At 68.6% G+C, this 12,403-nt stretch carries 11 protein-coding genes; 2 read left to right on the top strand and 9 right to left on the bottom strand.

Annotation, left to right across the window (positions count from 1 at the left end; translation table 11 throughout):
- Positions 1 to 47: 47 nt before the first annotated feature.
- From alr to glmS, 9 genes are all read right to left on the bottom strand, one after another.
- Positions 48 to 1,214 (bottom strand): alanine racemase, encoded by a 1,167-nt coding sequence (alr, locus tag A5681_RS22010; protein ID WP_156738096.1) that lies wholly within the window; start codon positions 1,212 to 1,214, stop codon positions 48 to 50.
- Between the two features lie 301 nt (positions 1,215 to 1,515).
- Positions 1,516 to 2,895 (bottom strand): glutamate decarboxylase, encoded by a 1,380-nt coding sequence (locus A5681_RS22005; RefSeq protein WP_067280398.1) that lies wholly within the window; start codon positions 2,893 to 2,895, stop codon positions 1,516 to 1,518.
- A gap of 13 nt (positions 2,896 to 2,908) precedes the next feature.
- Positions 2,909 to 4,339 (bottom strand): bifunctional ADP-dependent NAD(P)H-hydrate dehydratase/NAD(P)H-hydrate epimerase, encoded by a 1,431-nt coding sequence (locus A5681_RS22000; protein ID WP_067280612.1) that lies wholly within the window; start codon positions 4,337 to 4,339, stop codon positions 2,909 to 2,911.
- Between the two features lie 33 nt (positions 4,340 to 4,372).
- On the bottom strand, positions 4,373 to 5,050 hold the full coding sequence (locus tag A5681_RS21995) for a rhomboid-like protein (RefSeq protein ID WP_067280396.1): 678 nt from the start codon (positions 5,048 to 5,050) through the stop codon (positions 4,373 to 4,375).
- Positions 5,051 to 5,124: 74 nt separating this feature from the next.
- On the bottom strand, positions 5,125 to 5,973 hold the full coding sequence (locus A5681_RS21990) for a DUF4436 domain-containing protein (protein WP_067280393.1): 849 nt from the start codon (positions 5,971 to 5,973) through the stop codon (positions 5,125 to 5,127).
- Positions 5,970 to 6,809 (bottom strand): DUF4436 domain-containing protein, encoded by an 840-nt coding sequence (locus tag A5681_RS21985; protein WP_067306461.1) that lies wholly within the window; start codon positions 6,807 to 6,809, stop codon positions 5,970 to 5,972. Before A5681_RS21985 ends, A5681_RS21990 begins: the two co-directional genes overlap by 4 nt.
- 47 nt (positions 6,810 to 6,856) lie before the next feature.
- Positions 6,857 to 7,753 carry a DUF4436 domain-containing protein gene (locus A5681_RS21980; RefSeq protein ID WP_067280388.1) on the bottom strand — a complete coding sequence of 299 codons (897 nt, stop codon included), beginning with the start codon at positions 7,751 to 7,753 and terminating at the stop codon, positions 6,857 to 6,859.
- A gap of 180 nt (positions 7,754 to 7,933) precedes the next feature.
- Complete coding sequence (locus A5681_RS21975; RefSeq protein ID WP_067280606.1) at positions 7,934 to 8,770, bottom strand: DUF4436 domain-containing protein; 837 nt, start codon at positions 8,768 to 8,770, stop codon at positions 7,934 to 7,936.
- A 7-nt stretch (positions 8,771 to 8,777) separates the two neighbouring features.
- Positions 8,778 to 10,643 carry a glutamine--fructose-6-phosphate transaminase (isomerizing) gene (gene glmS / locus A5681_RS21970; RefSeq protein WP_067280368.1) on the bottom strand — a complete coding sequence of 622 codons (1,866 nt, stop codon included), beginning with the start codon at positions 10,641 to 10,643 and terminating at the stop codon, positions 8,778 to 8,780.
- A gap of 603 nt (positions 10,644 to 11,246) precedes the next feature.
- On the opposite strand from glmS, the gene A5681_RS21965 reads away from it, so the two are divergent.
- Positions 11,247 to 11,468, top strand: a complete 222-nt coding sequence (locus A5681_RS21965) for an Rv1535 family protein (protein WP_067280603.1) — start codon at positions 11,247 to 11,249, stop codon at positions 11,466 to 11,468.
- 23 nt (positions 11,469 to 11,491) lie between these two features.
- Positions 11,492 to 12,331, top strand: coding sequence for a dienelactone hydrolase family protein (locus A5681_RS21960; RefSeq protein ID WP_067280364.1), 840 nt, complete (start codon positions 11,492 to 11,494; stop codon positions 12,329 to 12,331).
- The last annotated feature ends 72 nt before the right edge of the window (positions 12,332 to 12,403 follow it).

Below are 12,403 nucleotides of genomic sequence, written 5' to 3'. Positions count from 1 at the left end.
CCCCTCCCGCGAACCAAGCCCTCCCCCGTTGGCGCCTGCGAGTCTTCTCACGGCTCAATGGTTTGCGCCTCGCGGTAGGTCCGGGTGATGCGCCCGCGCGGGCTGGTCACCACTTCGTAGTGGATGGTGCCGAGCAGGTCGGCCCAGTCCTGTGCGGTGGGTTCGCCGCCGGTGCCGGGCCCGAACAGGATCGCCTCGTCACCCTCGGCCACGTCGGTGCGGCCGGGGCCGAGGTCGACGACGAACTGGTCCATGCAGATCCGGCCCACGCCGGGGCGCCGCTTGCCGTTGATCAACACCTCCAATCGTCCGCCCAGCGAACGGAACACGCCGTCCGCGTAGCCGACGGGCAGCAGCGCCAGATTGGTGTCGCGCTCCGCGGTCCAGGTGTGCCCGTACGACACACTCTCACCGGCGCGGATCGACTTGACCAGCGCCACAGGACATTTCACCGTCATCGCCGGGATCAATCCCATGTCGCCGAGCTCGGGCACCGGGCTCAGGCCGTACACCGCGACCCCCGGCCGCACCAGGTCGAAGGCCAGGTCGGGGCGCGACATGGTGGCCGACGAGTTCGCCAGGTGCGCAACCTCGAACCGCACCCCCCGCGCGCCCGCCTGTGCCAGCATCTCGCTGAACCGTTGGGCCTGAAGGTCATTGACGGGGTTGGCCGGTTGATCGGCGAACACCATGTGGGACATCAGCCCGCGCGGCCGGATGGCCTCCTCGGCGACGGCGCGGCCCAGCGCGGCCAGCATCGACGGGTACTGCGACGGGTGCACGCCGTTGCGGTTCAGTCCCGTGTCCACCTTGAGCGTGACCGTCGCGGTCCGGCCGGTGCGTCGCGCGGCGCCCAGCAGCTCGTCGAGCTGGCGCTCCGAGGAGACGGCGATCTCGACGTCGGCCAGCAGCGCGGGCCCGAAGTCGATGCCCGGCGGGTGCAGCCACGCCAGCACCGGCGCGGCGATGCCGTCGGCGCGCAGCGCCAGCGCCTCGGCGACGGTGGCGACACCCAACTCGGCCGCCCCGCCGGCCAGCGCCGCGCGGGCGGCGCGGGTGGCGCCGTGGCCGTAACCGTCGGCCTTGACGACGGCCATCACCTGCGCGCGGCCAGCGTGCTCGCACAGCAACCGCACGTTGTGCTCGATGGCGCCCAGGTCCACCAGGGCCTCGGCCAGGAGGCCCGGCGTCAGGGAAATCGGCGTAACAGGCACGGCCGCCATTGTCCCAGAATCGGCCGCAGCCGCCGCCCGCCCCGGCCCCGGCAACGCCCCAAAAGCCACAACGACCACACCAGTCCCTGGGCGGGAGAACACCCGAAGTGCCCGCCTCCGAGCGACAAGCGACGACGTCAGGTCACTGCCGCGCGGAATCCGCGCCCTGGAAGCCGTTAGGCGTCGTCGGCATGAGCGCGTTTGTCGCTGTGAGGCGGGCAACTGGACATCGCCGCGCGAGCCGGGGCGGAAGTGGCCCATGTGACACAAGGCCCCGGACGGCGGCTGGCTCCCCGAGCGCTCAGTGCGCGAAGTGCTGGGCGTCATAGTGGCCGCCCGGCTTGACCTTGTCCAGCGAGGTGAGGGCCGAGACGGCGTCGTCGTGCAGCGCGCGGGCCAGGTCGGCCGAGAGCCCCTCGCGCACCACGATGCGCAGCACCGAGACGTCGGTGGCGTTGTCCGGCATCGTGTAGGCGGGCACCTGCCAGCCGTAGGTGCGCAGCTCGTGCGAGACGTCGAACTCGGTGTAGCCGCGGTCCCCGGCGAGCCGGAAGGCGACCACCGGGATCGCCGACCCGTCGGAGATCAACTCGCAGTGCTCGCTGACCCGCAGCTGCTCGCCCAGCCACCGCGCCGTCCCGGACAGCGCCTGCATCACCTTGGTGTAGCCGTCGCGGCCGAGCCGCAGGAAGTTGTAGTACTGGCCGACCACCTGGTTGCCGGGCCGGGAGAAGTTCAGCGTGAAGGTGGGCATGTCGCCGCCGAGGTAGTTGACGCGGAACACCAGCTCCTCGGGCAGGTATTCCTTGCTGCGCCACACCACGAATCCCACACCGGGATAGGTCAACCCGTACTTGTGCCCGCTGACGTTGATCGACACCACCCGGGGCAGCCGGAAGTCCCACTTCAGCTCGGGGTGCAGGAAGGGCACCACGAATCCGCCGCTGGCGGCGTCGACGTGCACGGGGACGTCCACCCCGCCGTCGGAGGCCAGCTTGTCCAGCGCGCCGCAGATGTCGGCGACGGGCTCCAGCTCACCGGTGTAGGTGGTCCCCAGGATCGCCACCACGCCGATGGTGTCCTCGTCGACGGCGTCGACGACCTGCTCGGGGGTGATGACGTAGCGGCCCTCCTCCATCGGCAGGTAGCGGGGCTCGACGTCGAAGTAGCGGCAGAACTTCTCCCACACCACCTGCACGTTCGAGCCCATCACCAGGTTGGGGGTGCGGCCCTTCCAGTCCTTGGTCTTGGCGCGCCACCGCCACTTCATCGCCAGCCCGCCGAGCATGACCGCCTCGCTCGAGCCGATCGTGGACACCCCGCACGCGCTATAGGGGTCGGCGTCGTTCAGGCCCTCCGCGTGGAACAGGTCGGCCACCATGCACACACAGCGCTGCTCGATCGCCGCGGTCGCCGGGTATTCGTCCTTGTCGATCATGTTCTTGTCGAAGGTCTCGGCCATCAAGCGACCGGCCTCGGGGTCCATCCAGGTGGTGACGAAGGTCGCCAGGTTCAGCCGGGAACTCCCGTCGAGCATCAGCTCGTCGTGGATGAAGCGGTAGGCGGCCTCGGGATCCATCGATTCGTCGGGCATTCGCAGCGCCGGCACCGGCGCGGTGAACAGGCGGCCGGTGTAGGCCGGGGCGATCGAGTGCGCGGGCAGGGACGGGTGTTGGGGCACGGGAGAATCCTTCCTAAAGAGCGGCCAGCGCCGCCCTGATGTGCGGAACCATGCGGGACGATGACGTCGGCGCGTCACCGGGGCCCGGGTCGGCGGCCGACAACGCCGCCGCCCGCGCGTGGACGAACGCGGCCGCCGCGGCCGCCTCGGCCGCCGGCAGGCCCGCGGCGAGCAGCGCGCCGATCATGCCCGACAGCACGTCCCCGGAACCGGCGGTGGCCGCCCAGGATTGCCCGGCCGGGTTGAGGTACACCGGGCCGCCCGGATCGGCGACGACGGTGACGTTCCCCTTGAGCAGCACCGTGGCGCCGAAGGTGTCGGCCAGCTTCCGGCACGCGCCCACCCGGTCGTCCCCGGGGGGACTACCTGCCAGGCGGGCGAATTCACCGGCGTGCGGGGTCAGCACCGTCGGCGCGGTGCGGTTGGCAACCAACTCGGGGTGCGCGGCCAGGATGGTCAGCCCGTCGGCGTCGACGACCACCGGCAGGTCGGTCTCCAGCGCGAACCACAGCGCGGCGGCCCCGGTGGCTTCAGTCTCCGAGGTGCCTATCCCTGGTCCGACGACCCAGGATTGGACCCGCCCGGCCGACGCGGGCGTGGACGACGCGATCACCTCCGGCCAGCGCGCGAGCACCTCGCGGTGGGCGCTGCCGGCGTAGCGGACCATGCCGGAGGTCGCGGCGACGGCAGCCCCGGTGCACAGCACCGCGGCCCCGGGATACGTCGAGGAACCGGCCATCACACCGGTCACACCTTGGGTGTACTTGTCGTCGTGGGGTCCGGGCACCGGCCAGCGCGCGGCCACGTCGGCCGCCTCGAAGCCCAGCACGTCCGTGTCCGGCAGATCCAGCCCGATGTCGATGAGCTTGACCCGCCCGCAGTCGCCGAGCGCGTGCACGGGCTTGAGGCCGCCGAACGTCACGGTGACCGCGGCGTGCACCGCGGGCCCGGTGATCGCCCCGGTCGCGACGTCGACGCCGCTGGGGATGTCGACCGCGATCACGGGGATCCCGGCATCGTCGACGGCGGCGAACACCTCGGCCGCGGCCGGGCGCAGCGGCCCGGAGCCGGAGATGCCCACCACCCCGTCGATGACGAGATCGGTTGTCGGCGAAACGCTTTCGACGATCCTCCCGCCCGCCTTCTCGAACGCCGCCAATCCCTTGCGGTGGGCGCGTTCCGGGTTGAGCAGCACCGCGTCGGCCGCCGCGCCGCGGCGGCGCACGAAGGTGGCGGCCCACAGCGCGTCACCGCCGTTGTCGCCCGAGCCGACGACCGCGCACACCCGGCGGCCGGCCACCCCGCCGGTGCGACTGCGCAACTCGGCGACGATCTCGGCGGCGAGCCCGAAGGCCGCGCGCCGCATCAGGGCCCCGTCGGGCAGGCTGGCCAGCAGTGGCGCTTCGGCCTGGCGGATCGCGTCTACGGAGTAGTAGTGCCGCACGATAGCCACACTACGGGTCAGCGGTCGCGCCGCTCAGGCCGACGCCTCGGGCGATCGGGACCGTCGCGCCATGGCCCGCAGCCGCGCCGGGCTGAGCTGGCGGGAGTCCTGGTGCCGCGTCATCGGGTAGAAGCAGAGGCCGACGAGGATCGAGGTGAAATGCCCGATTGCGGTGAAATTCAGCTCAATACGGTCCATCGTGATCAACGGGAAACCGAAGATGATGAAGAGCACGCCCAGATAGCCCCAGCGCCACGGTCGCGCGATGTGATAGGCCAGCACGGCCATCACCCCGACCAGAAAGTAGCTCACGCCGATGTCGCGGGCGTGCACCAGCCGTTCCGAGGCATCGTGTTGCTCGATGGCGAAATACAGCAGGCCCTCGCTGAAATAGGTGGACAGGATGTGGGCGCTCAATCCGACTGTGAGCCAGCGCAATTGGCCCAGCCAGTGTTCGGCCGGCGCCAAGAACAACGAGAACAGGATCAGGTACGGGGTCAGGTTGTCGCCGTCGATCCACAGCAGGCTGGAGAACAGCACATCGAGCGGATCGCGCGCCAATCCGTGGATGTTGGTGGAGTGGTGCATCAGCATCGAGTGCAGTTGCCGCTGGGGCAGCCAGTGCTGGATGAGTGTCGTGACGAACAAGACGAGCAACCAGCCGTACGTCAGCGGCGCGCTGCTGACGTAGTGCCAGACCGCCAGTCCCATGCTTCGCAGTCGGGACCGCACCGGTGCTTTCGTCACGTCATTACCTTCGCACGCGCGCGGTTGGGTTGCCGCACCTAAGCGGCGGGCGCGCCGGGCTGCGGGGGGTCGGGGCGCAAATGCCTCCACCAGCAGGCGACGTAGAGCAGCATCGATATCACCAACATGACGAGTACCCACAGCACGATGGTGATGTCGATCCAGCCGCCGAACGGCGGCGAGCCGGGTAGCGCGTTGCGCAACGGGACCACGGCGAAAAGCATTGCCGCGTACCACGTGGTCATCGGCGGCTGAAACCTTCGGCGGTCACGCAACGTCTGGACCGCAACGAACAGGCCGACCGCGGCGATGGCGATGAGCACGCCGCAGATGACGATGCCGAACGCCGCCGCGCTCAGGGCCCGCCGCAGGCTCACCCGGTACGGACCGAGCCCGCCGCCGTTGCTGGCCGTGACCTGCCAGCCCGGAAGGTGGTTGACGAAGGTAACGGGCAAGCGCTCGGGCACGCCGCCCTCGCCGCCATGCAACAGCTCGACCTCGATCGGACCCGACTCGTAGTGATCGAAGGGCCACCGTTCGATCTCCCCGGCGATGGTCACCGGGACGGGAAAGACACCCGGCAGCATGCCCTTGGTCCAGCTCCGCCGGGTCGGCGTCGCGGCGGATCTGACCCACACACTGAGGTCCTCGTTGAGGTGTTGCGTTTGCGGATCCAGCAGGCCCGATCCGGGCGAGATGGCGAGGTTGAGGACGAGGACGCTGTAGTTCGATTGAACGTCTTCAACCGAGAACGTCGCGATGCTGGTGGCGCCCCCGGCCGGGACTTCCGTCCGATGATGCGCCGTGCGGCTGTGGGCGTACAGCGCAACCGACGCGACGTACGCCGCAACGATGGAGACGACGAGACCAACGAGGGCGAACCTCATGCGGGATTCGCCGGCGCCGCAGTCACCTCGGGCCTCAGATGGCGCCACCAGCAGGCGATGTAGAGCAGCATGGACACCACCAAGACGACGAGCACCCACAACACGAGGGTGATGTCGATCCAGCCACCGAACGGCGGCGAGCCGGGCAGCGCGTTGCGCAACGGCACCACCGCGAACAGCATCGCCGCGTACCAAGTCGTCATCGGGGGCTGGAACTTCCGGCGGTTGCGCAACGTCTGAACGGCGACGAAGAGGCCCAGTGCGGCGATGGCGATCAGCACGGCGCAGATGACGATGCCGAACGCCGCGGCGCTGAGCGAGCGGTGCACGCTCACCCGGTAGGGGCCGGACCCGTCGGTGGACACCTGCCAACCCGAAAGGTGGTTGACGAAGGTCACCGGTAGCCGCTCGGCGACGGTTTCGCTGCCGCCGCGCATGAGCTCGATCTCTATCGGCCCCGAACCATAGCGGTCGAAGGGCCAATTCTCGATCTCCCCCGCGATGGTCAGGGGGACGGGGAAGACGCCGGGCAGCATGCCCTTGGTCCAGGTGCGGCGGGTGGGCGTCGCCACGGATCGCACCCGGAGGCCGAGGTCTTGGTTCAGATGCCCGGTTTGCGGGTCGAGCAGGCCCGATCCGGGCGAGATGGACAGGTTGGCCATCAGCACGCTGTAGTTGGACTGGATGTCCTCGACCACCAACGTCGCCGTGCTGCGGTCACCCCCGGCCGCGGTCTGCGGGTGGTGATGGTGCCCCCCACTGTTGGCGTACAGCGCGACCGAGGCGACGTAGGCCCCGACGACGCCCACGATCAACGCTATGACGCCGAACCTCACGCCCGCCCCCCTACTCGATGACGAAATGTGTTGATGCGGCCGGGATATCAGCCCGATGGCGCCGGGACCGGTTCCGGCGGCGGCGCGACAACCGGGGGTTCCGGCCTCAGGTGGCGCCACCAGCAGACGATGTAAAGCAGCATCGCGGTCACCAGCGCGACGATCACCCAGAGCACGATGGTCACGTCGATCCACGCCCCGAAGGGGGGCAGGCCGGGCAGCGCGTTGCGCAAAGGCACCACCGCGAAGAGCATCGCCGCGTACCACGTCGTCATCGGGGGTTGGAACTTGCGCCGGTTGCGCAGCGTCTGGACCGCGACGACGACGGCGAGGCCGGCGATCGCGATGAGCACGCTGCAAATGACGACGCCGAACAACGCGGTGCTCAGCGCGCGCCGCACGTGCATGCGGTATGCCTCTTGGCCGGGGATCTTCGCCATCGTGACCTTGAAGCCCGACAGGTGGTCGATGAGGCGCACCGGGATCAGCAGCGGCGGCTTCGTCGTGTCGCCGCCGGGGAAGAGCTGCACCTCGATCGGCCCCGACGTGTAGCTGTCGAACGGCCAGCGCTCGACGTGACCCGCGATGGTCAGGGGTAGCGGGAAGACGCCGGGCAGCATTCCCGTCGAATAATCGCGCCGACTGGGCTGGGCCGAGGACCGAACGCGCAGCACCAGATCTTCTTTGAGGCGGTGGGTGATCGGGTCGAGCAGTGCCGGCCCCGGCGCGACCGCGACGTTGGCGACGACGGCGCTGTAGTTGGACTGCATCTCCTCCACGGTCAACGTGGCCATGCTCTGAGCGGCCGTCTCCGGATTGTCGTTCAGGGTGCCGGGGGCGGACCCTTCCACGGTGTCCCTGTACAGCCCGACCAACCCGACATACGTCGCGACAACGAGCACGACGAGACCGGCCATGGCGAATCTTCTGACCCCCGAGCGCATGCTGCTCCTACCGTGGAGTGGCTTGTTTCCCAAAGCAATCTAACGGAATCGCCGCGGACTCGCGGTGATACGGGCGAAGCGGCGGAACTGCTCGACCGTGGCGGACGCGACCAGGTTTCGCGGCTGCCGGCCCCGCAGAAATGTTGACGCCGAGCGATTTTCGACCGGGTGGTCGAGCAGCTAGGCCGCGTCGGGCCGCAGATGCCGCCACCAGCAAGAGATATAAAGGCCCATCGATATCCCCAACACGACGATCACCCACACCACGATCGTGATGTCAATCCAGCTTCCGAACGGCGGCGCGTCGGGCAGCGCATTGCGCAGCGGCATCACCGCGAACAGCATCGCCGCATACCAGGTCGTCATCGGCGGCTGGAAGTTACGCCGGTCGCGCGAGGTCTGGACGGCGACGAATGCGCCCAGGCAGGCCAGCCCGATGAGGACACACAGGATCGCGACCCCGAACACCACCGTGCTCGACGTGCGGGACAGGTCCACCCGGAACGGGCCGGTCGGGTCGGCGTCGTTGACGCGGGTGATGTCGACCTTCCAGCCGAGCAGGCGGTCGACCAGGGTCACCGTCGCGGGCACCGGCGTGTTCTCGGGACCGGAGGACAGTTGAGCGATGACGGGCCCCGAATGGTATTCGTCGAACGGCCAATCCGCGACTTCGCCGGTGAGGACCAGCGACACCCGAAACACCGTGGGCAGCGTGCCTTTCGGCCACGTCTGCCTGCTGCTCGTCGCCGTCGACGCGGCGACGATGTGGAGGTCGTCCTTGAGGGTGTGGGTGCGGGGGTCCAGCAGCCCGGGACCGGGCTGCACGGTGATGTTGGCGATCAGGACGCTGTTGTGCGACTGGATCTCTTCGACGTCGTTGGTCAGCTTGGTTCCATCGCCGGCCTGGGTACCTTGCACCACGACATGGGGATGGCCCATGCCGCTGTCGACGTACAGCACGATCGAACCGATGTAGGCGCCGAGCAGGAGCACCGCACCAAAGACGGCCAGCCTCAGGCGGCGGCTATTCCACGGTGACGGACTTGGCGAGGTTGCGGGGTTTGTCAACGTCGTAACCTCGGGCCTGGGCAACCGACGCGGCGAACACCTGAAGCGGGATGGTCGACAGCAGGGGCTGCAAAAGGGTTGATACCGACGGGATTTCGATCAAGTGGTCCGCGTAGGGCCGCACGGTGTCGTCGCCCTCCTCGGCGATCACGATGGTGACCGCGCCGCGGGCCTGGATCTCCCGGATGTTGGACAGCAGCTTGGAGTGCAGCGTGGCCTGTCCTTTGGGCGAGGGCATGACGACGATGACCGGCAGGTCGTCCTCGATCAGCGCGATCGGGCCGTGCTTGAGCTCGCCGGCGGCGAATCCCTCGGCGTGCATGTACGCCAATTCCTTGAGTTTGAGCGCGCCTTCCAGCGCCACCGGGTAGCCGACGTGGCGACCCAAAAACAGCACGGTCGACGACTGGGCGAAGCGATACGCCAGGGCGGCCACCGGTTCGATCATCGCGAGCACCCGCGCGACCAGGTCCGGCATGGCCTCCAGCTCCCGGTACTCCCGCTCGACCTCGTCGGGGTACTTGGTGCCGCGGGCCTGCGCCAGCGCCAGGCCCACCAGGTAGTTGGCGGTGATCTGCGCCAGGAACGTTTTCGTCGAGGCGACGCCGATCTCGGGGCCGGCGCGGGTGTAGAGCACGGCGTCGCATTCGCGGGGGATCTGCGAGCCGTTGGTGTTGCAGATCGCCAGCACCTTGGCCTTCTGCTCCTTGGCGTGCCGGACGGCCTCGAGCGTGTCGGCGGTTTCCCCGGACTGCGAGATGGCGACCACCAGGGTGCTGCGGTCCAGCACCGGGTCCCGGTAGCGGAATTCGCTGGCCAGCTCCACTTCCACGGGCAGCCGGGTCCAGTGCTCGATGGCGTACTTCGCGAGCAGCCCGGAGTGATACGCGGTGCCACACGCCACGACGAAGACCTTGTCGATCTCGCGGAGCTCTTGATCGGAGAGCCGCTGTTCGTCGAGCACGATCCGCCCGTCGATGAAATGCCCGAGCAGGGTGTCGGCGACCGCGCCGGGCTGCTCGGCGATCTCCTTGAGCATGAAGTACTCGTAGCCACCCTTTTCCGCGGCGGCCAGGTCCCAGTCGATGTGGAATTCGCGGTACTCGACGTCGGGGTTCCCGTCGAAGTCGGTGATGCGGTAGCCGTCGGCGGTGATCACCACGGCCTGGTCCTGGCCGAGCTCGATGGCGTTGCGGGTGTGGGGGATGAACGCCGCGACGTCGGAGCCGACGAACATCTCGCCCTCGCCGATCCCGATGACCAGCGGGGTGGAGCGGCGGGCGGCCACGATGGTGCCGGGCTCGTCGGCGTTGGTGAACACGAGGGTGAAGTGGCCCTCCAGCCGGCGCAGGACGGTCAGCACCGAGGCGGCGAAGTCACCGGCGGTCGGCCCGTGCCGGTAGGCCTGCGCCACCAGGTGCACCGCCACCTCGGTGTCGGTGTCGCTGGTGAACTCCACGCCGTAGGCCTCCAGCTCGTGGCGCAGGCTCGGGTAGTTCTCGATGATGCCGTTGTGGACGACGGCGATCTTGCCCGCGGCGTCGCGGTGGGGGTGCGCGTTGCGGTCGGTGGGGCGTCCGTGGGTGGCCCAGCGGGTGTGGCCCAGGCCGGTGGTGCCGCCCAGCGACTCGGGCGGCATCTGCGCGACGGCGTCCTCGAGATTGGCCAGCCGGCCGGCGCGGCGGCACACGGTGAGCGTTCCGGCGCCGTTGACCAGTGCGATGCCCGACGAGTCGTAGCCGCGGTACTCCATCCGGCGCAGCGCATCCATGACGACCTTGCAGGCAGGCTGCCGCCCGACGTAGCCGACGATTCCGCACATTCGAACCAGGGTAGTGCAGGTGGGCCCCCAACCCCGCACTCCGCGGCCGGGGTTAGGCCGCCCACCTGCGCAGAAAGGTCCGTTTTGGCCGACCCCTCGCGGCCCGGGTCACCGGTATTGGGACGGAGCCGGATGGACGTCGTGGGCGAATCCCCCCGGGTTTGCGCCACGGGGCCACTGACCATCGTCTTTACATCGTCTTCATAAACGTTAGAAACGCTTTTCACCTGATGTATTTGTGACGTTTTCGTTTGCGTCATCGCCGTACCAATTTGCCTACTTAGAATTCTGGAATCGGCTACAACCGGCAACCGCCGAAGCCACCAGAAAGGACAGCTCGTTGACGCCCGCCTGATCACCACCGCCTGGGGAACTGTCCGGTTAACCAGTGCATATGCGCAGAGCGCGACCATATATTTGTAGCAATAGTCCCTTTATCCAGACATCAATGACGATAGTGCAGCTACCCAGACTTAGTCGTTTGACAACGTGTCGATAATTTGCCTTCGACATATTATTTTAAACAGCGCGTAAGTCGCCGGATAGCCAACCGTTAGTAACTGTTAATCCGAAATTCCGCACCGCTTCTTTTAGGAGAGAATGATGACCGCTGTTCTGTTCGACGATGTGATGACCGAACTGCCCGCGCCGAGCCTGACCCTCGCGCCCGCACCCGCCCCCAGCCCCGCGCCCCGGCGGCGGCACCGCGAGCCGATCGCCAGCGGCGACCCGATGGTCGACACAGCCGCGAAGTTACTGAGCTTCCCGCTGCGTCACATGTATGCGGCGCTCTGGCGGGTGGGCGTCATCGAGGTCATGGCCTGACCGAGATGCGCTAACGTCGACGCGTGGCCCGCACCCGCAAGCTGTTCGCAGCCCTCAACCGCCGTGGCCCGCATCGGGTTTTGCGTGGTGACCTGGCCTTCGCCGGTTTGCCCGGGGTGGTGTACACCCCTGAGGTGGGGCTGGGACTGCCCGGCGTCGCGTTCGGGCACGACTGGCTGACCAAGGCCGGCCGGTATGCGGGTCTGCTCGAACACCTGGCGTCCTGGGGCATCGTGGCCGGCGCTCCCGACACCGAGCGCGGCCTGGCCCCGTCCGTCCTGAACTTCGCCTTCGACCTCGGCACCGCGCTGGACATCGTGTCGGGTGTGCGGCTCGGGCCGGGCAAGATCAGCGTGAATCCCGCCAAGCTCGGTGTGGTCGGGCACGGTTTCGGTGGCTCGGCGGCGGTGTTCGCCGCGGCCGGCATGCCGAACAAGCTGGCCGCGGCGGCGGCGTTGTTTCCCGCCGTCACCAGTCCCCCGGCCGAGGCGCCGGCGACGTCGCTGAAGCTGCCTGGGTTGATCCTGAGCGCACCGGGCGATCCGACCTCGTTGACCTCGAACGCGCTGTCGCTGTCCCGCGCGTGGGACGGCGCCACGCTGCGCGTGGTCAGCAAGGCGCAGCCCGGCGGGCTGGTAGAGGGCCGGCGGCTGACGAAGGTGTTCGGCCTGGCCAGCCCGCACCGGCGCACGCAGCGGACGGTCCGCGCGCTGCTCACCGGTTACCTGCTCTACACGCTGGGCGGCGACAAAACGTACCGGGACTTCGCCGATGCCGACGTGCAGCTGCCCAAGACGGAGCCGCTGGATCCCGAGGCCGCCGCCGCGCCGCTCGAGGAGAAGATCGTCGCGCTGTTGAAGTGACGCGGTCACGGGGCTAACGTTCCGAGCCGCCGCGGCGCACAGGTGCCGAGCCGCCGCGGCGCATGGGCGCCG

The organism is Mycobacterium scrofulaceum, assembly GCF_001667885.1.
Lineage (GTDB): Bacteria > Actinomycetota > Actinomycetes > Mycobacteriales > Mycobacteriaceae > Mycobacterium > Mycobacterium scrofulaceum_C.
This window is presented reverse-complemented; position numbering and strand designations above follow the sequence as displayed.